This is a genomic window from Limnobacter thiooxidans, assembly GCF_036323495.1.
Classification (GTDB): Bacteria; Pseudomonadota; Gammaproteobacteria; order Burkholderiales; family Burkholderiaceae_B; genus Limnobacter; species Limnobacter thiooxidans.
This window is the reverse complement of sequence record NZ_AP028947.1, coordinates 2,606,701-2,632,841: the sequence shown is the minus strand read 5'-3', so window position 1 is coordinate 2,632,841 and position 26,141 is coordinate 2,606,701. Positions and strand designations below refer to the sequence as shown.

General features: G+C 54.7%; 25 protein-coding genes. 20 read left to right on the top strand and 5 right to left on the bottom strand.

Translation table 11 applies throughout. The features are described 5' to 3' along the window. Window positions 1–62 precede the first annotated feature (62 nt). Window positions 63–1,673 carry an alpha/beta hydrolase family protein gene (locus RGQ30_RS11950; protein ID WP_130555703.1) on the bottom strand — a complete coding sequence of 537 codons (1,611 nt, stop codon included), beginning with the start codon at window positions 1,671–1,673 and terminating at the stop codon, window positions 63–65. 165 nt (window positions 1,674–1,838) lie between these two features. Here RGQ30_RS11950 and RGQ30_RS11945 point away from each other — a divergent pair, with 165 nt between their 5' ends. Further along, window positions 1,839–2,027, top strand: a complete 189-nt coding sequence (locus tag RGQ30_RS11945) for a hypothetical protein (protein WP_130555704.1) — start codon at window positions 1,839–1,841, stop codon at window positions 2,025–2,027. Between the two features lie 19 nt (window positions 2,028–2,046). Here RGQ30_RS11945 and RGQ30_RS11940 read toward each other — a convergent pair whose 3' ends face one another. Continuing rightward, on the bottom strand, window positions 2,047–3,159 hold the full coding sequence (locus RGQ30_RS11940; protein WP_130555705.1) for an enoyl-CoA hydratase/isomerase family protein: 1,113 nt from the start codon (window positions 3,157–3,159) through the stop codon (window positions 2,047–2,049). A 125-nt stretch (window positions 3,160–3,284) separates the two neighbouring features. Next, window positions 3,285–4,199, bottom strand: coding sequence for a LysR family transcriptional regulator (locus tag RGQ30_RS11935; protein WP_130555706.1), 915 nt, complete (start codon window positions 4,197–4,199; stop codon window positions 3,285–3,287). Between the two features lie 124 nt (window positions 4,200–4,323). Here RGQ30_RS11935 and ycaC point away from each other — a divergent pair, with 124 nt between their 5' ends. The 7 genes from ycaC (at window position 4,324) to RGQ30_RS11900 (ending at window position 10,053) form a co-directional block, all read left to right on the top strand. Beyond that, on the top strand, window positions 4,324–4,944 hold the full coding sequence (gene ycaC, locus RGQ30_RS11930; RefSeq protein ID WP_130555707.1) for an isochorismate family cysteine hydrolase YcaC: 621 nt from the start codon (window positions 4,324–4,326) through the stop codon (window positions 4,942–4,944). Between the two features lie 23 nt (window positions 4,945–4,967). Next, window positions 4,968–5,858 (top strand): pirin family protein, encoded by an 891-nt coding sequence (locus RGQ30_RS11925; RefSeq protein ID WP_130555708.1) that lies wholly within the window; start codon window positions 4,968–4,970, stop codon window positions 5,856–5,858. Between the two features lie 109 nt (window positions 5,859–5,967). Beyond that, window positions 5,968–7,137, top strand: coding sequence for an acyl-CoA dehydrogenase family protein (locus RGQ30_RS11920; protein ID WP_130555709.1), 1,170 nt, complete (start codon window positions 5,968–5,970; stop codon window positions 7,135–7,137). A gap of 8 nt (window positions 7,138–7,145) precedes the next feature. After that, the gene (locus RGQ30_RS11915; protein ID WP_338284888.1) at window positions 7,146–7,919 is read left to right on the top strand and encodes an SDR family NAD(P)-dependent oxidoreductase; all 774 of its coding nucleotides are present in this window, start codon (window positions 7,146–7,148) and stop codon (window positions 7,917–7,919) included. Window positions 7,920–7,928: 9 nt separating this feature from the next. Next, a complete protein-coding gene (locus tag RGQ30_RS11910; protein ID WP_130555710.1) occupies window positions 7,929–8,945 on the top strand; it encodes a phosphotransferase family protein in 1,017 nt (338 codons plus the stop codon). Then, window positions 8,945–9,355 carry a DUF6285 domain-containing protein gene (locus RGQ30_RS11905; RefSeq protein WP_130555711.1) on the top strand — a complete coding sequence of 137 codons (411 nt, stop codon included), beginning with the start codon at window positions 8,945–8,947 and terminating at the stop codon, window positions 9,353–9,355. Before RGQ30_RS11910 ends, RGQ30_RS11905 begins: the two co-directional genes overlap by 1 nt. Next, on the top strand, window positions 9,352–10,053 hold the full coding sequence (locus tag RGQ30_RS11900) for a histidine phosphatase family protein (protein WP_130555712.1): 702 nt from the start codon (window positions 9,352–9,354) through the stop codon (window positions 10,051–10,053). Before RGQ30_RS11905 ends, RGQ30_RS11900 begins: the two co-directional genes overlap by 4 nt. Before the next feature lie 18 nt (window positions 10,054–10,071). Here RGQ30_RS11900 and RGQ30_RS11895 read toward each other — a convergent pair whose 3' ends face one another. Beyond that, a complete protein-coding gene (locus tag RGQ30_RS11895) occupies window positions 10,072–10,494 on the bottom strand; it encodes a YybH family protein (RefSeq protein ID WP_130555713.1) in 423 nt (140 codons plus the stop codon). Between the two features lie 83 nt (window positions 10,495–10,577). Next, window positions 10,578–11,816 (bottom strand): SLC13 family permease, encoded by a 1,239-nt coding sequence (locus RGQ30_RS11890; protein ID WP_130555714.1) that lies wholly within the window; start codon window positions 11,814–11,816, stop codon window positions 10,578–10,580. Window positions 11,817–11,950: 134 nt separating this feature from the next. Here RGQ30_RS11890 and RGQ30_RS11885 point away from each other — a divergent pair, with 134 nt between their 5' ends. The 12 genes from RGQ30_RS11885 to RGQ30_RS11830 all read left to right on the top strand — a co-directional run bounded on the left by RGQ30_RS11885 (window position 11,951) and on the right by RGQ30_RS11830 (window position 26,123). Further along, window positions 11,951–14,107, top strand: coding sequence for a TonB-dependent receptor (locus tag RGQ30_RS11885; protein ID WP_130555715.1), 2,157 nt, complete (start codon window positions 11,951–11,953; stop codon window positions 14,105–14,107). A 3-nt stretch (window positions 14,108–14,110) separates the two neighbouring features. Further along, on the top strand, window positions 14,111–15,211 hold the full coding sequence (locus RGQ30_RS11880; RefSeq protein WP_130555716.1) for a PepSY-associated TM helix domain-containing protein: 1,101 nt from the start codon (window positions 14,111–14,113) through the stop codon (window positions 15,209–15,211). Further along, window positions 15,208–15,372 carry a hypothetical protein gene (locus RGQ30_RS11875; RefSeq protein ID WP_338284448.1) on the top strand — a complete coding sequence of 55 codons (165 nt, stop codon included), beginning with the start codon at window positions 15,208–15,210 and terminating at the stop codon, window positions 15,370–15,372. The genes RGQ30_RS11880 and RGQ30_RS11875 overlap by 4 nt, the downstream gene beginning before the upstream one ends. 123 nt (window positions 15,373–15,495) lie before the next feature. Next, window positions 15,496–16,608, top strand: coding sequence for a putative solute-binding protein (locus RGQ30_RS11870; protein ID WP_130555717.1), 1,113 nt, complete (start codon window positions 15,496–15,498; stop codon window positions 16,606–16,608). 172 nt (window positions 16,609–16,780) lie between these two features. Continuing rightward, complete coding sequence (locus tag RGQ30_RS11865) at window positions 16,781–18,097, top strand: efflux RND transporter periplasmic adaptor subunit (RefSeq protein WP_130555718.1); 1,317 nt, start codon at window positions 16,781–16,783, stop codon at window positions 18,095–18,097. Further along, on the top strand, window positions 18,094–20,049 hold the full coding sequence (locus RGQ30_RS11860; protein WP_130555719.1) for a MacB family efflux pump subunit: 1,956 nt from the start codon (window positions 18,094–18,096) through the stop codon (window positions 20,047–20,049). Before RGQ30_RS11865 ends, RGQ30_RS11860 begins: the two co-directional genes overlap by 4 nt. 23 nt (window positions 20,050–20,072) lie before the next feature. Then, complete coding sequence (locus RGQ30_RS11855) at window positions 20,073–21,494, top strand: efflux transporter outer membrane subunit (RefSeq protein ID WP_338284447.1); 1,422 nt, start codon at window positions 20,073–20,075, stop codon at window positions 21,492–21,494. Window positions 21,495–21,603: 109 nt separating this feature from the next. Then, window positions 21,604–22,239, top strand: coding sequence for a PepSY-associated TM helix domain-containing protein (locus tag RGQ30_RS11850; RefSeq protein ID WP_338284446.1), 636 nt, complete (start codon window positions 21,604–21,606; stop codon window positions 22,237–22,239). A 13-nt stretch (window positions 22,240–22,252) separates the two neighbouring features. Then, window positions 22,253–22,768 (top strand): DUF2271 domain-containing protein, encoded by a 516-nt coding sequence (locus RGQ30_RS11845; RefSeq protein ID WP_130555721.1) that lies wholly within the window; start codon window positions 22,253–22,255, stop codon window positions 22,766–22,768. A 17-nt stretch (window positions 22,769–22,785) separates the two neighbouring features. Further along, the gene (locus RGQ30_RS11840) at window positions 22,786–23,676 is read left to right on the top strand and encodes a DUF4198 domain-containing protein (protein ID WP_130555722.1); all 891 of its coding nucleotides are present in this window, start codon (window positions 22,786–22,788) and stop codon (window positions 23,674–23,676) included. Between the two features lie 21 nt (window positions 23,677–23,697). Then, window positions 23,698–24,723 carry an FAD:protein FMN transferase gene (locus tag RGQ30_RS11835; RefSeq protein WP_130555723.1) on the top strand — a complete coding sequence of 342 codons (1,026 nt, stop codon included), beginning with the start codon at window positions 23,698–23,700 and terminating at the stop codon, window positions 24,721–24,723. Next, window positions 24,720–26,123: a sulfite reductase subunit alpha gene (locus RGQ30_RS11830; protein WP_130555724.1), complete on the top strand. Its 1,404-nt coding sequence runs from the start codon at window positions 24,720–24,722 to the stop codon at window positions 26,121–26,123. Before RGQ30_RS11835 ends, RGQ30_RS11830 begins: the two co-directional genes overlap by 4 nt. Window positions 26,124–26,141 lie beyond the last annotated feature (18 nt).

Here is a 26,141-nt window from a genome sequence, read left to right as displayed (position 1 = left end):
CAGTGACCCGACAACAACTTTGTCTGTTGATGCGGGTCGCGAGGTTTATTTCACAGCGTGATTTATTTCTCTGCGTAGCTCAAGCGTATGTCTTCCGTCGCCACCCTGCGACCGTCCCGGGTGCTGAATTTTCTGGCGCTTGCAAAATGAAAGCTCATTCGTTCAGCCCATGTGGCGTCATCCAGCAGGCGTGCGTCTGCATCTGCGAATCCCTTTTCTCCAGGCACTTTCAAGAAGCGGTCAAACCAGGCCACTGTGTAGTGGGTGATCATGGGTTGAGCCCACCCGCCCACGCAGGCGTTGTTTTTGATTTCCTTGCACCAGGAGCTTGCAGGCAGCGCGGGACCCGGTGAATAGTCCAGGTGCGTGCTGCCCGCAATCGTGATGTTGAAGGCAGGCACATTGGCTGCAGACCATTCCTTGAAGCCGGCCAGATGTTCATCGCGTGGCATGTTGCGCACGAAGGGCACCGGGGTGAATCCGTATTCCGAGGTGAAGCCCAAAGCGGGTACGCGCGGGCTAATGGGTGGTGCGTCTTGTGGCATGGTCAACAAGCCGACAAGTGGAAGCCGGTTCACAGTGCTGCTGTCGATCAGACTGGTCAGCGTGGCGGCTGCAGGCGTGTTTCTTGAGCCCAGTGCATCCCAGGCCACAATGGCTTTCAGCGGGTTGGTGGGGCTGAGCAAGCCCGGCCAGGGTCGGCTGTCGGGCGCGCCGTAGCTTTGCACCCAACTAACACCACCTGCACCGTAAGAATGACCCGCCGCGCCAATGCGATTGGGGTCGAGTTGGGCATGAAATGGATTGAATGCCTGGGTTGCCGTGGGGTAGGTGCCGGTGCAACGCTGTTCATGCGGGTAGGGCTTGCCCGGTGTGGACATCAGGAAGTCAATGTCGTTGACCAGGCCTTCGTAAAAGACTTTTCCGTTGACGTTGCCGCCCTGCTCGCCGGTGGGTGTAGCGAAGTCGGACAAGCCTTGTCCACGTGGATCGTTGGTCAACACCATGTAACCGGCACGCACCAGCGCTTGCGCAGCCCACCAGTACAGGGCTTCATTGGCCTGCACCGAACCATTTTTGATGATGACGGCTGGCAGTGTTGAGTTGCCGGTTGTTCTGGGTTTCCACACTTGCCCGGAAATGCGGGCGCAGCCTTGGTCGTAATACACCACGGGTGTGACTTCTGCTTCCTGCGTGTAAAACACATCGCCATCGGGGCCGTTCACGCCAGGGTAGCGAAATGGGTCGCCCACGCAAGGTCCTGCACCGGCAGCACAAAGCGGGGTGACTGGGCTGTTGCCGATTGCCGGTGGCAGGTTCCAGCTGGGGTCCTGCAGGCTGCGTTGCAGCAGAAACTGGATGTTTGCGCCGGTTTGCTGAATTTGCTGCGCGACAAACAGTGGGTTGAGTTGCTCCAGATTGGCTTCCAGTGTGCGGGCTACATTGCCCAGTTCACACTGCAGCATTTTTGCAGAGGGGTAAGTGGCCTGGTCGCAACTCAAGTCCAGCATGATGGGTGCACCAGTGAAGGGCACTTCCTGTGGCGTGGTGTTTGTGGCGTTGGTGGCTACAGGGCTGGTGTCTGAACTGCAAGCCGTGAGTGTGAGCAGGCCCGCAAGCACGCTGGTGAGCAGCAAGGAAGGTAAAAGTTGTTTTCTGGTTTTGCCTTGCACGGTACTGCCTCGTTGAATGTGTAGCCCTTTTACCCCGGCCCCCGGTTGAATGGATGCAAATGCGCACCAATTAAGGAAAATGATTTGCGAATGCGCGTGGAGCTTGTCTGTGCCGGTTTACAATAAGGCGCACCCATCGCCAAACAAGCAGCAAAGGTAGTACACATGGCAAAGCGAAGTTCACTGCGGGATATTGTCAGTTCCGATCAGTTGTCCAACCTGGATGAACTGGTGGTCGACAAGCGTTACGGCAAGCGCGCCAAGGCCAAGAAGGCGCGCCGCAACCGACATTACGAAAAACAGTTTTTAAGAAATGCTGTAACAACTGGTTTGGTGGAAGACAAGGCAGCCTGATCATTCCACCCGAAATTATTCACACCAGATCAGCCAAGGGGTGTGGGCCTTCAAAACTGGGTTTCAGGATTTCATCGACCACTGCTGTGTTGTCATCACCAAAATTCAGTGTTTGCCAGCGTGGTGATTTGTCCTTGTCCACCAGCAAGGCCCGCACCCCTTCTGCAAAGTCCGGGTGTGCACAGCAACCTAACGCAGCCTGGTATTCAAGCCGCAACACATCGCCCAGGCTTGCGTCAGCCAACCTTTTTTGCAACTCGAAGGCCAGCACCGCAGAAGTTGGTGAGCCATGAACGAATGACTGACCCGCACGCGCGAGCCAGGGGTCAGAGTGCCCAGCCAGTTCGTGAAGTCCGTTGGCGATTTCCTCAAGTGAATCGGCTTGAACAATGGCCTCAATGGTTTCAGCGTGTTGTTCCAGCAGGCCTGTGGGTGCTGCGCTGGCGAACTTCGTCAACAGCTTGCTCAGCAAATCGTGGTTGGCAAGATCATTACCAGTCCATTCTGTTTCTGTAATGGCAGTAAGTACATCGCTGTAATGTTCATGTGCAATAACATGGTCAGCAAGCTGCCCTTGCAGTGCATCTCCTGCATTGACAATGGCGCCAGTCAGGCCCATGAACAAACCCGTGCTTTTTGGCATGCGTTGCAGAAACCAGCTGCCACCCACATCCGGATACAGGCCAATGTGAACTTCGGGCATGGCGATTCGGGCATTGGGGCTGACCACGCGGTGCGAAGCACCGACCATCAGGCCAACGCCGCCGCCCATGACAATGCCATGCGCCCAGCAAAGCAGGGGTTTGGGATAGTTGTGAATGCGGTAATCCAGCCGGTATTCGTGCTCGAAGAAAGTGGCAGCTTCAGGGGGTACATGGCCTGCGCCCACGCGTTTGCAGGCGTGGTGAAGTGACACTACATCGCCGCCTGCACAAAATGCTTTGTCGCCTTTTGCGCCCAATACCACCCCAGCAATTGATTCGTCTTCAGCCCAGGCTTTTAATTGAGGATCGAGCAAGTCGATCATCTGCAGAGTGAGTGCATTCAATGCCTCGGGGTTGTCTAAAATCGCATGACCAAACAAATGATTGCTGGCGGTTTTGATGGTGCGGAAAGATACGGATGCAGACATGCTGAAAATTTGACAGGCGAAAATTAAAGGGATTGCAGAAGATACACCGAATTCGGGTGCAAATAAAAAAAGGCGCGTTGCTTACACTTTCCGCAGAAAATTTGTTGCCTTGTTATCAAAAGAGATCAAGCTTCTTCAAATGAATCATATTTTTCGCACAAGAAATCAATGAGTGCTCGAACCGCCGGCAAAATACCTCGGCGAGAGGGGAATACAACGTGAATTATCTCCCGCCGCGGCGACCAATCCGGTAGTACTCTCTGTAACTCCCCGCTGGCCAGTTGATTGGGAACCATAAGGTTAGGAAGCTGTACTACACCCACACCGGCTATCGCGCTTGCGCGCAAGGCAACCATGTCGGTGGTCACCAGCCTGGGCGAGTAAGGAACAACAATCTGATCGCCGTTTTCATGGTGAAGGCACCATTCGAAGTTGTTCTGAGAATGGCTTTGGGTTTGACCCAGCCCCAAGCTTGGCCAAGCTTTCAATTCGGCAGGATGTTTGGGTATCCCCTGTTGTTTTATAAGCGCTGGAGAAGCTACCAGGCACAGTCCCCGATCCGACAAGATCTTCAGTACCAGATCACTGCTTTCAAGAGGCAAGGGTCGAACGCGAATGGCCAGGTCCACACCTTCAGCGATCACATCTACGCGTCGATTGCTGGCTTCCATGTGCACGGTCACCTGGGGGTATTTCAACAGGAACTCCGCAAGCATGTCGCCTATGTGGGCATGCAACAGCGCGATGGGGCAGGTCAGCCGGATCAGGCCACGTGGTTCGGCATGGTTGTGTTCAATCAGTTCCTCTGCACTTTCTGCCTCGATCAACATGGCTTTGCAGTGTTGATAGTAGGCCTTGCCTATTTCTGTAATGTGCAACTTTCGGGTGGAACGGTAGAGCAATTGGGCATTAAGACGCTTTTCCAGTTCAGAGATTCGGCGGCTCACTTTTGATTTTGGAATTCCAAGAGCCCTGGCAGCAGCTGAGAAACCTTGGTGTTCCACCACTTTGGCGAAGTAATAAAGGTCATTCAAATCCATGTAAAAAGTCCTTGAATTGTTCCTTAGGTAGAACAATCTGTTGATAATTTGACTGCTTATCGACAATTGAATCTTTGATTAGCATATTGCCATTATTCACTGTCAATATACAAAGGAAAAAGTCATGAGCAAACCTTACATTCGTCTTGATAAAAACAATGCTGCTGTGTTGTTGGTTGATCATCAGGCAGGCTTGCTTTCGCTGGTGCGCGACATGGATCCTGACCGTTTCAAGAACAATGTGCTGGCTTTGGCTGATCTCTCCAAATACTTCAATTTGCCCACAATTTTGACCACGAGTTTTGAGACCGGACCCAACGGCCCCTTGGTACCGGAGCTGAAAGAAATTTTTCCCGACGCACCTTACATTGCACGCCCTGGGCAAATCAACGCATGGGACAACAACGAGTTTTTGGACGCTGTGAAAGCCACTGGCAAAAAGCAGTTGATCATTGCTGGTGTGGTCACCGAAGTGTGTGTTGCATTCCCAACGTTGTCAGCACTTGAAGAGGGTTACGAGGTTTTTGTGGTGACCGATGCTTCAGGCACTTTCAATGAAATGACTCGCAACTCAGCTTGGGAGCGCATGAGCAATGCAGGCGCGCAGTTGATGACGTGGTTTGGTGTGGCCTGTGAACTGCACCGTGATTGGCGCAATGACATTGAAGGTTTGGGCGCGCTGTTCTCAAATCACATTCCTGATTACCGAAACCTGATTACCAGCTACACAGCACTGACGAAGTAAGTGCAAAGCGTTATTCTTTCGTGATGAACAAAATCAAACGAATTGAACTTCGCACTGCCGATTTGGGCGAAGGCATGTTGGTGAAACGTGCCTTGCCCAGCAGACAGCAACGCATGGTAGGTGCATGGTGTTTTCTTGACCACGCAGGCCCTGTACATTTTGAGTCAGGCAAGGGCATGCACGTGGCCGCCCATCCTCACACGGCACTGCAAACTTTCACCTGGTTGATTGATGGCGAAGTGTTGCACAAGGACAGCATGGGCAATGAATTGATTATTCGCCCCGGACAGGTGAATTTGATGACAGCGGGTCGTGGCATTGTGCACACTGAAGATTCAATCGTGAACAGTCCGAACTTGCATGCGGCTCAATTGTGGATTGCCTTGCCCGAGACGCTGGCCGATTGCGAACCCGATTTCGCACATTACTCCGAATTGCCGTTGTGGCATTCAGCCGGTGTGCAGTTCACCTTGCTGGCTGGAAGCTATGGTGAATTCCAGTCACCCACCGCAGTCCATTCTCCAATACTGGGTATGGATTTGTTGAGCGTGTCAGGCGGCGTGGCCAAGTTACAGCTGAACCCGGAGTTCGAGTACGGTTTTTTGACATTGACCGGACAGGTGAATGTGCAAGGAGAATCGTATTCGATTGATGAGTTCGCCTATCTGGAAAAGGGTGGCTCGACTCTTGAATTGGAATTGGGAACTGATTCGCGCGTGTTGCTGCTGGGTGGCGTTCCATTCGAAAAACCTGTTCAAATGTGGTGGAATTTTGTGGGGCACAGCAAAGAAGCCATTGCAGCGGCACAGCAAGCCTGGGAGCAAGGGAATTCCCGTTTTGGCGCTGTGAAAGATCCCGCATCGCCGACTGGTGAGTCACTGCGTTTAACGGCACCTGTACTTCCCTGGAAATAGGGGGTAATCGCTTTCAGGGTTATCCATGACGTGGACTCCACTGGTGCTCAAGGGTTATTGCGATAGAAGTCGATTACAGTAAGGCAAGAACCACAACAGGATTGCCTACATGGATTTTTCCCTGACACCTGAATTGAAATCGCTGCAGCTGGAAGTGCGTGCGTTTGTTGCCGAGCACATCATTCCGCTGGAGAAAGATGCACGCCAAACTGCGCACGGCCCGTCTGAAGATTTGCGTGAAGAACTGGTTGGCCTTGCACGCAGGGCAGGTTTGCTGACACCACATGCATCGGTTGAACTGGGTGGCCGCGGCTGGACCCACATGCAAAAGGCGATTGCGTTTGAAGAGGCGGGTTATTCCACGCTGGGCCCCACGGCCATGAACATTCACGCACCCGATGAAGGCAATATTCACTTGCTGGAAGTGGTGGCCACACCCGCGCAAAAAGAACGCTGGTTAAAGCCCATGGTGCAGGGAAAAATCCGTTCCTGTTTCGCAATGACCGAGCCTGCACCCGGTGCGGGGGCAGACCCATCGATGATGCAAACCACGGCCGTGAAAGACGGTGACCACTACGTGATCAATGGCGACAAGTGGTTTATCACTGGTGCCGACGGTGCAAGCTTTGCCATCATCATGGCGAAGATGGAAGACGGTACGGCCACCATGTTTTTAAGCGACATGAATGTGCCGGGCATTGAACATGTGCGCACCATGGACGCGATGGACGCCTGCTTCACCGGCGGCCACGGCGTGTTGAAATTCACGAATTTGCGCGTACCTGCCAGCGATGTGCTGGGCGAAGTGGGCAAGGGCTTTCGCTATGCGCAGGTGCGCCTTGCCCCGGCACGGCTGACCCACTGCATGCGCTGGTTGGGGCAAGCCCGACGCGCCCACGACATTGCGCTGAATTACGCCCGCAACCGGCAGGCCTTTGGTGTGCAACTGGGTGCGCACGAAGGCGTGAGCTTCATGCTGGCCGACAATGAAATTGATTTGCACACGGCACGCCTGCACATTTGGCACACAGCCTGGATGCTGGATCAAGGCGAGCGCTGCAATTTTGAATCAAGCCGCGCGAAGGTGGCGTGTTCTGAAGCCGAGTGGCGGGTTGTGGATCGCAGCGTTCAAATTCTGGGCGGGCAGGGTGTGACTGGTGAAACCATTGTCAGCCGGATCTTCACCGACATGCGTGCCTTCCGGATTTACGACGGCCCCAGCGAAGTGCACCGATTCAGCATGGGCAAGAAAATGATTGCCGGGCGTGAGGGGCATTGATGAGTACGATGAACCTGAATGAAATGTTCTCCATGCAGGGCAAGCTGGCCTTGGTCACTGGCGCATCCAGCGGGCTGGGCAGGCACTTTGCTACTGTGCTGGCGCAGGCGGGTGCCACCGTGTTGTTGAGTGCGCGCAGCACGGACAAATTGCAGCCTGTGCTTGAAGAAATTCAGGCTGCGGGTGGCAAGGCGCATGCTGTGGCCATGGATGTCAGCCAGTCGGCTTCCGTGAACAAGGCACTGGCTGAAATGGTCGAGAAATTTGGTGTGCCCGATGTGTTGATCAACAACGCAGGCCAGTCGATCGCCAAGCCCATGCTGGATCAAACCGAGGAAGACTGGGACCAGATACTGGACACCAACCTGAAGGGCTGCTGGCTTGTGGCAACTGGCCTGGCGCGCGCACTGGTGGCTGCGGGCAAGCCAGGTTCCATTGTGAACATTGCGTCCATTCTGGGCGAACGCGTGGGTGGTGCGGTGGGCCCTTATGCCATTTCAAAGGCCGGGCTTGTGCAGGCCACCAAGGCCATGGCGCTTGAATTTGCACGCTACAACATTCGCGTGAATGCAATTTTGCCGGGTTATGTGGCCACCAATTTGAACCGCGATTTTCTGGCCAGTGAACTGGGCGACAAACTGCGCATGCGAATTCCAAGCCGCACCTTTTGCGAGTTGAGCGATTTGACTGGCCCCCTGTTGTTGCTGGCATCGAACGCGGGTGTCGGTATGACAGGCGCTTGCGTGGCGGTGGACCGTGGCCACCTGGTCAGCGCACTGTAGGTGGCGGGCATGGAAGAAAATATCAAGGAATCATTGGGCCGGTTTTTGAGCACTGCCTTGCAGGCCAACAGCGTGCAGGTCGTGCGTGCAGCACTGCTTTCTGGCGGTGCCGTGCAAGAAAACTGGCTGCTGGATTTGCAGATCACGGGTGGGCCATTCGATGGCATGTTGAACACCGTGCTGCGTTGTGATTCACCCACTGCGGGCGTTGCCATCAGCCATGGCCGCGCGCAGGAATTTGCACTGCTGCAAACCGTCTTCAATGCGGGTGTTGCGGTGCCTCAACCATTGTGCCTGTGCACCGATTTGTCGGTGTTTGGTCGCCCGTTTTTTTTAATGCGGCGCGTGGCAGGCACCGCCGCTGGCCATGTGTTGGTGAAAGACACGCGTTATGCACCCGACCGCGCTGCTTTGGCAAGGCAACTTGGTCGTGAGTTGGCGCGTATTCATTCCGTGAAGCCGCCAGTTGATGCCTTGGGCTTTTTGGCAAACTATGAGGAATCGCCTGCTCAATATCGAATACAGACGCAGCGCGCCTTCCTGGACAAACACCACACGGCTTACCCTGCGCTTGAATGGGGCTTACGCTGGCTTGAACGCCATGCCCCCGCACGTGGTGACATTGCATTGACCCACGGTGATTTTCGCACCGGCAACTACATGGTGAATGAAAACGGGTTGACCGGCATTCTGGATTGGGAGTTTGCAGGTTGGAGCGATCCGATGGAGGACATCGGCTGGTTCTGTGCGAAGTGCTGGCGTTTTGGTCGGGACGATTTGCAGGCCGGCGGAATTGGTTTGCGGGAAGATTTTTACGCCGGTTATGAAAGTGAATCAGGCCACACAATTGACCGTGATCAAATTCACTATTGGGAAGTGATGGCCCATGTGAAGTGGGCAGTGGTGGCCATTGAACAGGCCCAGCGCCATTGTTCCGGTGAAGAAAATTCCCTGTTGCTGGCATTGACCGGCCACATGGTGCCTGAACTGGAATGGGAAATATTGAACATGACGGAGAGCAGCTGATGCGTGAACAACCCACCGGTGAAATGCTGTTGCAGGCTGCACGCGATGTTTTGAAGAACAAGGTGCTGCCGCTGTTGCAAGGCGAGGCAGCGGCCGATGCAAGGCGCGAGGTACTGATGGTGATGAATGCAGTGTCGATCGCGCAACGTGAAATGCAAATGGGTGGTGAACCTGATGAGGAGGAACGGGTTTCACTGGAGGCCTTGGCGGCCCGTTCGATGATTGCACCCGTGGGTGAATCTGCGTTGAATATTGCACAAGCCAACCGGGAATTGAGCGAACGCATTCGGCAAGGTGTTGCAGACCCCGGTACACCTGCGCACACTGCGGTGTTGGCATATTTGCGGGCGGTGGGAAAAAGCCGTTTGCAAGCCAGTAACCCCAAGATGCTGAAGGCAGGCAAACCATGAGCCTGCTGGTCTTGATGCGACATGGGCAGGCTTCTTTTGGTGCTGCGCGATACGATGCCTTGTCGGAATTGGGGCAGGCGCAGGCCCGTGCAACAGGGCAGTGGATGCGAGCCCAGGGCGTGAAACCCACGTCGATTGTGCATGGTCCGCGCCAGCGCCAGGCTGACACAGCAGCCTTGCTGTTCAATGAAGGTGGTTTCAATTTGGCAGGCGAACAAACCTTGCCAATGCAGCAAGACCCGCTGCTGGATGAGTTTGCAGAAGGCGAGGAAATTTTTGCGACGGCCCAAAATTTTCTGGGCCGTTCGATGCACATGGACCATTCCGAAACTGCCCGCCCGCGACTGGATGTGCTGCGCGATTACGATGCAACCTGCCGCGCCTGGTCTCAAGGCCAGGTGAGTATTCAAGGCCGCTTGAGCCTGGATGAATTTCGTGGTCAGTTGCGGCAATGGCTGACTGAGCAGAGTGCAGCTGAACAGCCCCCAGGGCAGCACACACTGGTGGTGACTTCGGCTGGGTCCATCGCGGCACTGGTGTGTGAAGTGATGGGCTTGCCGAATTCCAGTTGGTACAGCCTGCTGCGCGTGATTCGAAACGCCTCACTGACTGAGGTGCTGTATTCAAAAGGGCAGTGCAGTTTGCTCAGTTTCAATGGGGTGAATCACTTGCCCAAGGATTTGAATACGTCGATGTAATGAGCTGACCCTGATGAATCAGCTCACCCGCTGTGTATCGAAAATTGCCTTACTGGTTTCCGGATCGAAGGGTGCCGAGAAATGTTCATGCACAATTTTCCATTCACCTTGCTGCAAGCGCAGGCAGACGGTAGCGCGCATCCAGCTGGCGTTTTCTTTTCCGAAGTCTTCAACTGATCCGCAGCGTGTCAGGTAATGGCAAAACGCCACGTCATTGGCATGGTGAATGGCCAGGTCATGAAGCTCAAACACTATACCGCCCGGGCACATGTTCAAGCATTCTTTCCAGTGTGCGGCGTAGTTGGTTTTGCCAACAAACTGGAGCTTCATAATCGCATCGAAGGCCACTACATTATCGCTGTAGTGGCTCATGATCTTGTCCAGATTTTCTTCGAGTACAGCTTGTTTCCAGGATTCGAGAAGTGCCTTGATTGCATCCATTTTTTTCCTCCACTGGGTTGAGTTTCAATGAAATTCAGTTGCAGTACACCGAGCTTAACCCGAGTTCGAGCGATACTCGCGATTCAGAATCCGATCACCCAAGCGGCTGCTAAGGCCATGCTGATGAATGTCACGGCCACACCCATGCGCGCGAAATCGGCAAACCCCAGGTGAATTCCCTGCTGCCCGGCGCGTTCAGCGGTGATGATATTGGCCAGGCTGCCGGTTAAAAGCAGATTGCCCGCCAGCGTAGAAAACAGGGCCAGCATGTGCAGGGCTTCGGTGTTTAATGAATCAGTGACTTTGAGAAGCAACACCACGGCGGGCACATTGCCAATAGTGTTGCTGGCCACAGTGGAAAACACCACGCTGGGCCACACCGTGTTGGGCAGCAAACCAGCCTGTTCAACCTGGTTCATGATGTGTGAAAGCTGCGGCAGTTCACTGAAACTGCCGGTGACCACCATCAAGCCCGCAATCATGACCAGCAGCGAAATATCAAGGGCTGGCAACAATTCACGGGTGTTCAGCCTTCCGAAAATCGTCAGCAGTACTGCCACCCCCAAGGCGACTTGCCAGCCTTGTTCTGGCATCAGCAGGTAAGCGAGCACAATGATCAGCAAACCGACCGTTGGCAAAGTCACGCCCGTTTTGTCCAAACGTGTGCCTGGCAGGTTTTGCCCGTCAATTCGCTCATTGTCTTGTTCACTCACCTCGTGTCGAAACACCCCGCACAGCACGCCATAAATCACCACCAGTGTCAGCAGCGCGGGCACTGCTGCAAACAGGAAATGTTCAATGAACACCAACTGCCCGACTTCCGCGATGAGAATGTTTTGCGGGTTGCCGATCAGGCTGGCGGCAGAACCGGCATTGGATGCAGCCGCCATGCCGAGCAATTGGGGCTTGGGGTCGAAACCCCGGTGCAGGCACACCGTGCACAGAATGGGCGCGAAAGCGTACACCACGATGTCATTGACCAGCAGCATGGAGAAGAGGGCGCTCAGGGCAATGACCACGGCGAGCAATCGGTGTGGTGTCATGCCGGGTGCAGCCAGTTTTCGGGTCAACAGGTCGAATACTTTGGCCTGTTCAAGGTGCGCGCCCACCACCATCAGGGAAAAGAGCGTGATCAACACTGGCAAGTCGATGATGTTCATCAATTCGCTGGGCACCACGATGTTCAGGGCCAGCAGCAGGCCTGCAGCGGCCAGTGCAATGCCTGCGCGGTCAATGCGCAAGCCCGGTAGTTTGCCGGTGGCCATGACCCAGTAGGTGAGGACAAAGCAACACAGCACCACGGTTTGTTGAAAGTCAGTCATTGAAAAATGGCGGTGAACAAGGCATGGGCACTGTAGCGGAAAAGCAGAACAGTTCGCAATTTAACTTTAATTATTATAAATAGTAATTATTATCATTATAATTACGGAATTGTTATTTTTACTTGAGTGTCATGATGACTATCCAAACCCCAAAAATGAATGCACTGGCTTTGGCTGTGCTGGCTGTTATTTCTTCCAATGCCTTGGCGCAGAATGCCGAGTTGCCTGCAGTGCAGGTCAATGCCAGTGCAGATGCCTCGGCAGAAGGCCTGGCGCCGGAATACGCTGGGGGGCAGGTGGCTTCCGGTGGACGTGTGGGTTTGCTGGGTACGCAATCCAATATGGACACGCCGTTTTCCCTGACCAGTTACACCTCCAAATTGATTCAAGACCAGCAGGCGGCCAGCGTGGGCGAAGTGCTGTTGAACGACCCGGCTGTGCGCGTGGCCCGTGGCTTTGGCAACTTTGCGCAGTTGTATCTGGTGCGCGGCCTGCCCATTTATTCCGACGACATGTCGTACAACGGTTTGTATGGTGTGTTGCCCCGCCAGTACCTGGCTGCAGAGTTTATTGAACGCGTGGAAGTGTTGCGCGGGACCAGTGCATTTCTGAATGGCGCCGCACCTGGCAACAGTGGCTTGGGTGGTGCCATCAACGTGGTACCCAAACGTGCGCCCAACTTCGACATCAACCAGGCCACAGTCGGGCTTCAGCAGGGCGGGGAAACCTATGTGGCTGGAGACTTTGCCCGCCGCTTTAACGACGGATCCACCGGCTTGCGTGCCACATTCGCCAAGCGTGATGGCGATACCAACATTGACGGGGAATCGCGTGAACTCACCCTGTTTGCGGTGGGGGCCGATTTCCGCCGTGACAAGCTGCGTATATCTGCCGATGTGGGTTACCAGGAACACAATTTGCGCGGCTCGCAACCCAACATCACGATCAACCCGGGTGTCGCGATTCCGGCCACGCCACGCGCAGACCGCAGTGTTGCCCAGCCCTGGACCTTCTCCAACACGGAAGACACCTTTGGTACCGTACGCGCTGAATACGATTTCAACAACACCGTGACGGGCTGGTTGGCAGGTGGCCTGCGTGAAAGCAGGGAGTCTGGCAACTTTGCCAACCCGAATGTAATCAATACGCAGGGCGACACGAATTCGCTGCGCTTTGCCAACGTGCGTGAAGAATCCATTCAAACCGCGGAAGCGGGCTTGCGTTTCAAGTTCAACACAGGTGCTGTGAAACACACGGTGAGTACCTCTGTTTCCATGTTTGAAAATGAAGCGAAAAATGCATTCGACTTTTCAAGCTTCGCCGGTTTTGCCGGCAATATTTACAATCCCACAGCCGTGGCTGAACCCGCCTTGGGTGCGTTCCCAAGTGGTACGTTCGGCAATCCCTTGGTCACGAATAAAACGGAAACTTCCAGTGTTGCAGTGGCCGACACCCTGGCCTTCATGAGTGATCGCTTGCTGGTCACCGTAGGGGCGCGTCATCAGCAGATTGAAGCGACCACCTTCAACGGCAACACGGGTGCGCAAACCGACAACTACTCGGAAAGCGCCACAACACCAGTGGCTGGCGTGGTGTTCAAAATCACCCCGCAGTATTCGGTGTATGCCAATTACATCGAAGGCCTGGTTCAGGGTGAAAAAGCGCCCGCCACAGGTGCGGGCGGTGCACCAGTCACCAATGCAGGCATTGCTTTCAAACCTTACACAACCGAGCAAACCGAGATTGGTTTGAAATATGACGGCGGCAACATTGGTGGTTCGGTGTCGGTCTTCCAAAGCGAAAAGCCCAATTACGGGGTGGATGCCAACAACACTTTCGGTCAGATCAGCGACCAAAGCAATGAAGGCCTTGAGATCATGGCTTTTGGCAAGGCCAGCAAAACCGTCACCGTGTTGGGTGGCGTGAGTTTTCTGAACACGGATGCCAATGGCCGCGATGCAATCGGTGCACCGTCTACACAAGCCAATGTGGGCGTGGAATGGAGCCCGGAGCAGTTGAAGGGCCTGGCGTTTGAAACCCGCGCTTTGTACACCAGCACTCAATATGCAGATGCAGCCAACACACAGGAACTGCCTTCATGGACTCGCTTTGATCTGGGTGTTCGTTACACGATGCCGGTTGGCAATGAGCAGGCGCTGACCCTGCGCGCGCGGCTCGACAACCTGACCGACCGCAACTACTGGGCTTCGGCCGGAGGCTTTCCCGGCGCAGGCTATTTGACCATTGGCAACCCACGCACCCTGACGGTGTCTGCTTCACTGGATTTCTAAGTCATGACCAAGCAATCCATCCGCACCTGGGTGTGGCTGCACAAATGGACCAGCCTGGTGTGCACGGTGTTCATGTTGATTCTGGGGCTCACCGGCTTGCCCCTGATTTTTGAACATGAAATTGCACACCTGACGGGTGCCGATGTGGAGCCCGCCGAGTTGCCTGCAGACCACCCACGCATCAGCCTGGACCGCGTGATGGACATTGCCATTGCGCAGTACCCGGACAAGGTGGGCATGTTTGTATCCCAAGACATGGACGACGATCGGGTGTGGTACGTCACCTTGTCCAAGGCGGCGCACCTGGAAGAAGGCTTGAAGCAGGTGGCGGTGGACGCCCGCACCGGTGCTGTTGTGGCCGAGCCCGCGCTGGAAGGCGGAGTGATGCACTTCATTGAAAGCCTGCACGTGGACCTATTTGCCGGTTTGCCCGGAATGATTTTTCTGGGTCTCATGGGCTTTTTACTTTTGATTGCACTGGTTTCAGGCGTGGTGTTGTATGCGCCTTTCATGCGTAAGCTGGGTTTTGTCGAAGTGCGTCGTCACAAGGAAAAATCCACCAAGTGGCTGGACATTCACAACGCCTTGGGCATTGTGACCTTGGTGTGGTTTTTCGTGGTAGGCGGCACTGGCGTAATCAACGCCTGGGGAGAACTGTTGTTCATGAACTGGCAACGTACACACCTGGCTGACATGGTAGCCCCTTACAAGGGCAAGGCCCCGTTGCAGCAATTGGGTTCACTGCAGGCGGCGGTTGATTCTGCCTTGGCGCTTGAACCTAACCGAACCATTCAGTTCATTGCGTTTCCCGGTACGGGCTTTTCAAGCCCACACCATTATGGTGTGTTCTTGCGCGGAAGCGAACCGGTTACCGCGCACACCTCCAAGCCTGTGTTGGTGGATGCCAGCACCGCGCAGGTCACTGCCAGCGAAAACCTGCCTTGGTATCTCACAGCTTTGCAGGTTTCCCAGCCTTTGCATTTTGGTGATTACGGTGGCATGCCGATGAAAATCATCTGGGCTGTACTGGATATCCTGACCCTGATCGTGTTGGGCAGCGGTTTGTATTTGTGGTGGGTCAAGTACAGAAAGGTGGCAGCATGAACAGGGGTATGCGTTTGTGGGGCTGGCCCATTGCAGTTGGGTTTGCGACAACAGCAGGCCTAGTTACAGCGTTGTTGGGCGAGGGTGCATGGGATTATTTGTCATGGCTTTCGCTAGGTGGCGTGACGGTGCTGGGCCTGTGCGTGAGCAGAAAAATTTAGGGAGCCTGTTACAGGAAGAGGGTGCTGCAGTGCAATGTTGACCAGGTGGGTAGGGTGATGCAACATGTAACCGCTCAGTTACATCTGTGTTGCAGTACTTCCCCTTTACTTTGGAGCAACACAATGCCCGCCCGTTTTTTCTCTGCCACCACAATTTTTCTGATCAGTCTTTTTTCATCAAGCCCAGTTTTCGCACAGGTTAAAGGCGTTGAAGTGCCGCCGGGTTTGGTGGGCAGTGTGTCGCGCCAGTTGATGAAAGAGATGAAGCCGCTGGACAAGCCACTGCACATCAAGATTTGCATTTTTGACATTCTGGGCAAAGCAGGCCCCGTGTTCAGCATTGCGCAAGACGTGGCTTTGGAAGCGCGCAAGTGGAATGTGTTTGCCGAGTTGATTCCACATACGAATGAAACCGTGGCCACGGAGTCGTTTCGCACCGGGCAGTGTGAAGCGGTGGGCATCACCACCTTGCGTGCGCGGCTGTTCAATTCATTCATGGGCAGTTTTGATGCCGTCGGTGCGTTGCCTTCCTATGACCATGTGAAAACTGCCTTGCAGGTCTTGATGGGCAATGACGCGTTGTATGAAAAATCCATTCAGGGCAAGTACCAGGTGGTGGGCATGGCCCCCTTGGGTGCGGCTTACGTGATGGTCAACGACCGCGCCATTGATTCAATCGAAAAAGCGGCAGGTAAAAAAGTGGCTGTAATGGATTGGGACAAAAGCCAGTCGAAAATGATTCAGCAACTGGGTGCGCAAGCTGTGCCCAGCGACATCACCAACTTTGCGCAGAAATTCAACAATGGTGTGGTCGACATTGTGGCCGCACCTGCGGTGGCTTTTGCCCCGCTGGAACTGTACCGCGGCTTGGGTACCAAGGGTGGCGTGTACAGAATGCCCTTGTTGAACGTGACCGGCTCGGCCATCATCAACCGCACCCGTCTGGAAAAGGAAGTACCCGACCTGGACGATCGCTTGAAGAAAATGCGCAAGTTCGGTTTGGGTTTCATCGACCAGGCACTGGATGCCGTGAAAACAATCGAAAAGCAGGTGCCTGCCAAGTACTGGATGAATGTGACCCCTGCAGACCAGGAAAAGTACAACGTCATGATGCAGCAGGCCCGCGTGCAACTGACGCAAGACGGCGTGTACGACAAGGGAATGATGAGCTTGCTTAAAAAGGTGCGTTGCCACCACACCCCCAGTGCTGCCGAGTGCAGCACCAATGTCGAGTAAACATGTCGCCGAGTAAACTTGAGTAAAGAAATGTTCAACAGGGTTTGATTCACACCGGCAAACCCTTCTTCACGCCATAATCCAATCACCCCGACACGCGACTGTGGCGGGGACCCGAAGTGGTAGCCATCTTAGCCAAGCATCGGTCAATTCCCACTGAAGAGTCATCACGATGAAATTTAAACTTGGCGGTTCAGGCATTGGTTCGCGTGCCTTCTCCACGCGTGCAGTAGTCAAGATTTTGTTGGCTGTCATTGCTATTTCACCTCTCGCCTGGTGGGGCTATTCCAAATGGAAGGCAGGACAGAATCCAGGTGAAGACTACATTGTTGCCGAGGTGCAACGCGGCGACATTGAAGACAAGGTTACCGCCACCGGGGTGTTGCAACCCCGGGATTTTGTGGATGTGGGTGCGCAGGTTTCAGGGCAGTTGAGCCGCATTCATGTGGAAGTGGGCAGCGAGGTGAAGGTTGGTGATTTGCTGGCTGAAATTGATGCAGAAGTGTCTGCAGCCCGCGTGGAAGCCAGCCAGGCCCAGTTGCGTGCTCAACGCGCAACACTGGCGGAACGCGAGGTCAATTTTGTAAAAGCACAGCGTGATTTTCAGCGTCAGAAAAACCTGATGACCGAGGATGCCACCACTGAAGAGGCCATGCAAAATGCAGACACCGCGCAGCGTGCGGCAGCTTTGCAAATTGAAGCGTTAAAGGCCCAGATTGACCAGCTTCAGGCGGGCATTCGCGTGGAACAGACCAATCTGAAGTTTAGCCGGATTGTTTCACCGATGGCCGGCACGGTGGTCAGCATTACGGCAAAACGGGGTCAAACCCTGAACGCCAACCAGTCGGCCCCCAACCTGATGCGGGTGGCTGACTTGTCGGTCATGACCGTTCAGGCGCAGGTGTCGGAAGCGGATGTGGGCCGATTGCGCAGTGGCATGAAGGTGTATTTCACCACGCTGGGTGGAAAGAACAGGCGCTGGTACGGCGAGCTGCGCAAAATCGACCCAACCCCGACTGTGACCAACAACGTGGTGTTGTACAACGCCTTGTTTGATGTGCCCAATTCCAATGGCCAGTTGATGACGCAAATGACCGCGCAGGTCATGTTCATTGTCAATGAAGTCAGCGATGTGTTGTTTGTGCCGGTGTCTGCGCTTACTTTTGAGCAGGGCGATCGCAAGAAAAGCAACAAGGCCGAGACGTCCAACCAGCCTCGAAAGGCCACGGTCAAGGTCATGAAGGCTAAGGGCGAAACAGAAGTTCGTGAAGTGACCGTGGGTATGAGTACCCGGATTCAAGCCGAAGTTTTATCGGGGCTGGTCGAGGGTGAGAAGGTCGTCGCAGGAGTGCGCGCAGCGGACAAGCCAGCGGCTAACTCAGCCGCCAATTCGCGCGACGGACAAGCCCGCAATTCGGGAGGCATGCCTGGGGGCATGGGCATGCAACCCGGCGGCCTCGGTGGTGGCGTTGGCGGTGGCCGTCGATGAACGACATCGCTTCCCCATTGATTGAGTTGGCCGGTGTAACCAAGGTGTATCAAACCGGTGAACTTTCCGTGCAGGTTCTCCACGGCGTAGACCTGCAAATTCATGCTGGCGAGTTTGTGGCCATCATGGGGTCATCGGGTTCTGGAAAATCCACTTTGATGAATATCCTCGGTTGCCTGGATCAGCCCAGCGCCGGCATCTACCGTTTTCGCGGGCAGGATGTCAGTGTCTTGGGAATGGATGATCTGGCTGAATTGCGCCGACAGGCTTTTGGTTTCGTGTTTCAAAGTTACAACCTGATCGGTACCAACTCAGCTGTTGAAAACGTTGAAGTGCCGGCCGTGTATGCGGGTGTGTCCGCACCAGACCGGCGGCAAAGGGCCAGTGCATTGCTGGCACGGCTTGGTTTGGCCGAGCGGCTGGATCACTTGCCCAATCAGCTTTCCGGAGGGCAACAGCAGAGGGTGTCGATTGCCCGAGCCCTGATGAACGGCGGGCAGGTTATTCTGGCCGATGAACCCACTGGTGCGCTGGACAGCAAAAGCGGGGCCGATGTCATGGTGTTGCTGGAAGAACTTGCTTCACAGGGGCACACCGTTATCTTGATCACGCACGACCCCAAAGTGGCTGCCCACGCGCGGCGGGTGATCGAGGTGAAGGATGGTGTGGTGGTGTCCGACCCGGGGCCTTCAAAACCAGTGGCGGGTGCCGCCCAATCCTCATTGCATGACATTCAGAACCACAAACCCGGTGCGATGGCCGATTTGATCGAAGCAGGAAAAACAGCACTCCGTGCGCTCAAAGCCAATGTATTCCGTTCGCTGTTGACCTTGTTGGGCATTGTGATCGGTGTGGCTTCTGTCATTGCCATGCTGGCCATTGGCGATGGCGCCAAGCAACAGGTTCTCGATCAAATCAGCGCCATGGGATCCAACCTGTTGCTGGTTCGTCCTGGTGCGCCCAACCAGCGCGGGTTTTCAGGCACGGCGACCCTTGTTCTTGACGACGTGACCGCTATTGATCAGGAAGTCCCCAATGTGTTGGCTGCTGTGCCTGAACAATCGACCAATGTGACCTTGCGCATGGAAGACCGTGATTATTCCACATCGGTGTTGGGGACTTCTGCGAAGTATCCTTTGGCGCGTAACTGGCCGGTTGAACGCGGCACCTTTTTCACACAGGACGATGAACGGGAATATGCCACGGTGGCCGTGCTGGGAAAGACTGTGGCCAATGCTCTTTTTCCTGGCAATGAATCACCGCTTGGGGAATACATTCTGGTCAACAACCTGATCTTTCAGGTGGTGGGGGTAATGAGCACGCGAGGCGCCTCGCCCAATGGGCAGGATCAGGACGACGTGGTGATTGTGCCGTATGGCACCAGCCAGTTGCGGCTTTCAGGTCAGCGTTTTTTGCGCAATGTCACGGTGGCAGTTCAGGACGTGAAGCAGATTGACGACACCCAGGCCGACATTGAAACCTTGCTGACTGAAAGGCATGGCGTGGTGGATTTCCAGATTCGCAACATGGCGTCCATTATCGACACAGCCACTGAAACGCAGGACACGATGACTGTGCTGTTGGGTTCAATTGCAGCAATTTCCTTGCTGGTGGGTGGCATTGGTGTGATGAACATCATGCTGGTCAGTGTGACGGAACGTACACGCGAGATTGGAATTCGAATGGCCACCGGAGCCAGAACGCGCAACATCCTCCAACAGTTTCTGATTGAGTCGCTGGTGGTGTCTTCCATTGGCGGACTAGCGGGCACGGCCATCGGGCTTGGGGTGGCCTTTCTCATCGACTGGAGCGGCACCATGCCCGTGAAGTATTCCGTGGCCCCCGTTCTTCTTGCCTTTGGCTGTGCATTTGCCACAGGCCTTGTATTCGGGTTTTTGCCAGCTCGCAAGGCTGCCATGCTGAAACCTGTTGTAGCACTTTCTTCCGAATGAAAACCAGACCCGGTTCAAGAACAATGATGACTTCAAGCCGATTTGTATTGTGCGTTTCCCTGCTGGTTTCAGCCTGTGCTGCGGTACCTACAGGCGAAGACGCCACCTCGGCAGTTGTTCCAGTGAGCATGCCGCAAAACTGGTCAACCGCCACGGCGACATTGGCTCAAGCCCAGGCGTTTGATCGTTACTGGTGGTTGCAGTTCAAGGCGCCACCCTTGATGGAATTGTTGAAAGAAGCCGAAAGCTCAGCCCCCGATTTGCGAATTGCCATGGAGCGGATTCGCCTGGCCTCCATTGCCTTGAAACAGTCAAGGGCAGCGGAACTGCCCACGGTGAATGCCACTGCAAACACCACGTCGCGCAACAACAGGGCAGAGGGTTTTTCTTCCACTTCGAACGACAACAGCAACCTCGGAGTGTCGCTGAGCTATGAACTGGATTTGTTTGGCCGGCTCGACGCACAAACGCGTGCACGCGAAGCAGACTTCAGCGCAACCCGGTACGACTGGCAAACTGCCCGACTTGCACTGCTGACCTCGGTGGCCAGCACGTACTTTCAGTGGTTGCAAACCGATGCGCGAATTCGCCTTGCCGTTGAACAGCAAGCGGTGGCCCAGCGAATACTGGCCGTCGCGCAAGCTCGTCAGCGTTATGGCGTGGCCACACAAATTGACGTCATGCAGCAGCAGGCGGTTGTGTTGTCGCAGGAAATTGCACTCGGGAACCTGCGTTTTCAACAGCAGCAACTTGCATCTGCGCTGGCCTTGTTGTTGGGTCGAATTCCCCAAGGTTACGCACCAGCGCTTTTTGAATTCACGCAAGTGTCGGTGCCCGTGGTGCCCGCAAGTTTGCCCAGCATTCTGTTAACCCGAAGACCTGATCTGGGTGCGGCTGAAGCTGCACTTGTTGCTGCTTCGGCCAACATCGACGCAGCCCGTGCAGCGCTTTTGCCCAGCCTGTCATTGACCGGCTCCTATGGTTTGTCCAGCAGCATCCTGGTGGGCATGGCTGACCCTGTGCAAAGTGTGGGCCTTGGTCTTTCGCTCATGAAAGTGTTGTTCGACGGGGGGCAGCAAGATCTGCAAATTCAATCCCAGCAAACGCAACGGGCCATCCTGGTCGAAACTTACGCAAAGGCTATTCGCGCAGCTTTGAAGGAAGTGGAAGATGGCTTGGGCAATGTAGAGCTGACTGCTCGCCAAACAGTGTTACAGGAAACGCAAGTGGACCTGGCGCAGCGTAGCTTGAGGCTTGCGGAATTGCGTTATCGCGAAGGGGCGGGCGATTTCCTCACTGTGCTTGAGTCGCAACGCGCCCTGTTTTCTGCACAAGATCAGCAATTGATCAGCCAGGCGGCTCGTTTGCAGGCCTCAATTGACCTGTTCAAGTCATTGGGGGGTGATTGGTCAACACTGCCCGAACTGGATCAGTCAACCCGGTAGATCAACCAAGTGTTCCAGATACTGGCTTTTTAAAAGTAGATATTGAGAATGATTTGTATTATCATTAATAATTAAATCAGATTCCCTCTCAATCAACTTTTTCTTCATCGTGAAATCCGTCGCCGAAAATCCTGTGTCCAGCCGTGCACGCTGGTTAAAGCAACTGCACCAGTGGCATTGGGTCAGTTCTGCCATCAGCCTCATTGGCATGGTGATGTTTGCATTCACTGGGATCACCTTGAACCATGCGGCTGACATACCGAGCACACCCGCTGTCGTACAGCTTGAGTTCAAATTGCCCGTGGAAGTGATGCCTGAACTGGTGTTGGACAAGTCCGAGCCAGCTCACGCGCCTTTGCCCGGTGGTGTGCGCAACTGGCTGGGCAATCAATTGAATGTCACCTTGCCAAACCAGCCAGCCGAATGGAGTGCGGAAGAAATTTACCTCTCACTGCCACGGCCCGGTGGAGATGGATGGTTGCGAATTGATCGGTCTAACGGTGTTGTGGAATACGAGTCAACCGACCGGGGCTGGATTTCCTATCTCAACGACCTGCACAAAGGGCGCCACACCGGCATGGCATGGACCGTGTTCCTGGATGTGTTCTCGCTGGGCTGTCTGATCTTCTCCATTACAGGGCTCCTGATTCTGAAGTTTCACGCCAACGTCCGCGCAAGCACGTGGCCCATGGTGGGTTTGGGGTTTGTTGTGCCCGTTCTGTTGTTGATCCTGTTTGTTCATTGATTCCAAGGAGCTGATGTTGAAATTCAAATTCGCGACTGCACTGACTGCCATGGGTGCCGCATTCCCTGTGGCTGCGGCAGACATGACCATCAAGGTGGAAATTCCACGCCTGAACGTGGCTGAGTATCACCGCCCTTATGTGGCGCTGTGGGTTGAAAAAGCCGACCAGGCTTTTGTATCGAACCTGGCAGTCTGGTACGACCTGAAAATGCGCAACAACGAGGGCACCAAGTGGCTGAAAGACATGCGAGCCTGGTGGCGAAAAAGCGGACGAGAGCTGGACATGCCTGTGGATGGAATAAGCGGTGCAACACGTGCACCGGGTGAACACACGGTGCAGTTTGGAAGCAAAGGCGAGTTCAGCAAACTGGCCCCCGGCCAATACCAACTGGTGGTTGAAGCGGCCCGCGAAGTGGGTGGGCGTGAACTGGTGAAAGTGCCGTTTGAATGGCCACCCAAGGCCGCAAAAACATCGAAAGCCGCAGGTACCCATGAACTGGGCGCAGTGAGCCTGATTGTCAAACCCTGACCTCGAAGGAAATACCCATGAAAAAATTCAATCTGCAAACCCCCTTGTTGTCACTGTGTGCTGCGCTGGCCCTGGCTGCTCCACTGAGCGCCGAAGCGCATCGTTCCTGGCTGCTGCCTTCCGGCACTATTTTCTCGGGTGAGCAGCCCTGGGTTACCGTGGATGCTGCAAGTTCCAACGATATTTTTTACTTTGAACACAATGCGTCGTCACTGGAGAACCTGCTGATCACGGCACCCGATGGCACGCGGATCAATGCTGAAAATCAGACCAAAACCCGCTACCGCAGCGTGTTTGATCTGAAGCTTGCGCAGCAGGGTACTTACCGGATTGCCTTGGTGAACAAGGGCATGGTGGCCTCGTACAAATTGAACGGAGAAACCAAACGCGTGCGGGGAACAATCGAAATGTTGCAAAAGGAAATTCCTGCCCATGCGGAAGAACTCAGCGTAACGGAAAGCAAGTCACGGGTTGAAACCTTTGTCACACGCGGTAAGCCCAGTACGCAAAGTTTACAGCCGACCAATGACGGGCTTGAACTGGTTTCTGTGACCCACCCGAATGACCTGGTAGCCGGTGAATCAGCGGTGTTGAGGTTTCTCAACGATGGAAAGCCAGCCGCAGGCTTTGACGCAGTCGTCATTCTTGCGGGTTCCCGCTACCGCGACCAATTGGGCGAAATGCGCATGACCACTGACCAGAACGGTGAGATCAAGATCAGGTGGCCCGAGGCAGGCATGTATTGGGTCAATGTCACACCCAAGCGCCCCGCACGCCCTGAAGTGGACATGGACGACGATGAGGATGACAAGCCTGCCGCTACATCAGCCGCCATTCGAGCAGGTACGCTGGATGACCCAGTCAAGCGTTCAGGCTACAGCCTGACCCTTGAAGTGATGCCGGGTTAAGTTTCCTGCACGGTAGCGCCCATGATTCGGTTGTTGATTCCTCACAAGCTGGAGCCGGTTGAGCCTTCACTGCTTGCCAAATTGCACCAGGTTCAGGGCCACACCATGGGAACCCATTGGCAAATCCGGTGGGTGCATGAAAGCCATCTTGATGCAGACACCGCAAAAATTCAGGCAATGGTTGAGCGGGTACTTGATCGGATTATCAATCAGATGAGTACATGGAAAGAAGACTCGCTGTTGTCACAATTCAACTGCGCGCCTGCTGGCACGGTGCAAGAAATTCCTTTCGACTTTTGCACCGTGTTGAAGGCTTCGGTGGCCTTGGCCGGCCTCAGCTGTGGGGCTTTCAATCCTGTTGCTGGTGGCTTGGTGAACCTGTGGGGTTTTGGACCAGGCCCACGTTACACCGACCCTGGTTTTCTTCCCCCAGGTGCAGATGAAATTTCACAGGCTTTGCGTTTCACTGACTGGTCTGCATTGCGCGTGGAAAACGGGACTTGCCACATAACCCAAACCGGTGGCCTTTCACTTGATTTCTCAGCGATTGCAAAAGGGTATGCCGTTGACTGCATTGCTGAAGCCTTGCTTGCGTCAGGTTTACAGCATGTCATGGTGGAGGTGGGCGGCGAATTTCGTGGGCACGGGTTTCGACCTGGCGGTTTGCCTTGGTGGATTGATCTTGAAAACCCGCCTGCTTTCAACCACGCACAGGATTTGGTGCTGAACCGTTTGGCATTGCATGGTTTGGCTGTGGCCACGTCGGGCGACTACCGACGCCATTATCAATACCAGGACCAGATCTACAGCCACACCATTGACCCCCGCAATGGCAGGCCGATTGAGCATGGCTTGGCCTCGGTCAGTGTTGTTCATGCTTCGTGCATGTGGGCCGATGGGTGGGCTACGGCGCTGAATGTTCTGGGTGTTCACACGGCGCGCGAATTGGCGATTCAACACGAGATTGCCGTCCGTTTTGTCGAGCGATTGCACGACGGGAGCTTGCTTGAAACCATAACCCCTGCATTTAGGGAATTGACGACATGATTGCCTTTAAATGGATTTATGCCACCGGTGTATTGCTCAGCTACGGTTTGTTGTGCGCTTTTTTTATTCAAAGGCACCTGCAGCGTGAGTTTTCGCGCAAGGCGCAAGTGGCTGGCTTCGTGAATGCAGGCGAAAGCCTTTCCGTCTGTGTGGTGGCGTATGCAAGCCAAACCGGGCAGGCCGAGGAACTGGCTTTTCAAACTGCGCGTTTTTTGCACGATGGTGGTGAATCGGTGAGGCTTGTTTCGTTGGGTGAACTGACCAGTGAGAAGTTGCAACAGTGCAGGCGTTTGCTTTGTATTGCCAGCACCTATGGTGAAGGTGACGCGCCCGACAGCGCAGCACCTTTTGTCAGCAAGGTGATGCAAAGCAGGCCGTTGAATCTGACAGGGTTGGAATTCGCCGTATTGGCATTGGGCGACAGCAGTTACAAGCATTTCTGTGGTTTTGGCCGTGCTGTTTTTCATCGCTTGCAATCGTGTGGTGCCCGACCCCTGTTTGATCTGGTTGAAGTGGATAGCAGGGCCAATGACCGGTCCAGTAAAGGCATTGAGACGTGGCGTCAGGGCTTGATGCGTGTGCTGGAAATCGAGAAAATTCAATGGCGCGACACGCAGGTGTTTTCACCTTGGTTGATTCGAGCCCGAAAGCATTTGAACCCCCACAGCAGCGGTCGTGAAGTACATCACATTGAGCTGGTACCCGCAGACGGCGAAGTGCTTCCTGACTGGCAGGCAGGCGACCTGGTTCAACTTGAGGTGCCCGGTGTACCGGGTGCCCTGCGCGATTATTCCATCGCCTCCATTCCGCAGGACGGTGCGGTGCATTTGCTGGTTCGCTTGGCTGTGCGTGAAGATGGCAGCGCAGGCCTTGCATCGGGTTGGCTTACCCAGCGTGCGATTTTGAATGACAGGGTTCAATTGCGTATCCGCACCCATCCTGCATTTCGCATGGCAGAAAACACAGCAAGGCCCTTGCTCTTGATTGGCAACGGCACTGGATTGGCCGGTTTGCGTGCCCACCTGCGCGCACGGTTCAATGAGCGAGTTCTGAATCAAGACATTCCGCTTTCATCCACGTGGCTGATTTTTGGTGAACGTCATGCGCAATTCGATTCCTACTATCGTGAAGAAATCGATGACTGGATCAAACAAGATCTGTTGAGTCGTGCGGACCTTGTTTTTTCAAGGGACCAGCCACAGCGGCGTTATGTGCAACATGTGCTGGCAGAATGTGCTTCGGATGTTCGTGAATGGGTGGAGCAGGGCGCCGCGATTTATGTGTGTGGCAGTTTGAAGGGCATGGCCGCTGAGGTGGATGCGCAACTGAAGCAAACCCTGGGTGAAGATGCGGTGAAGCAATTGAGCCTGAATGGTCGATACCGCCGCGATGTGTACTGAGCCTCGATTTGTTTCAAG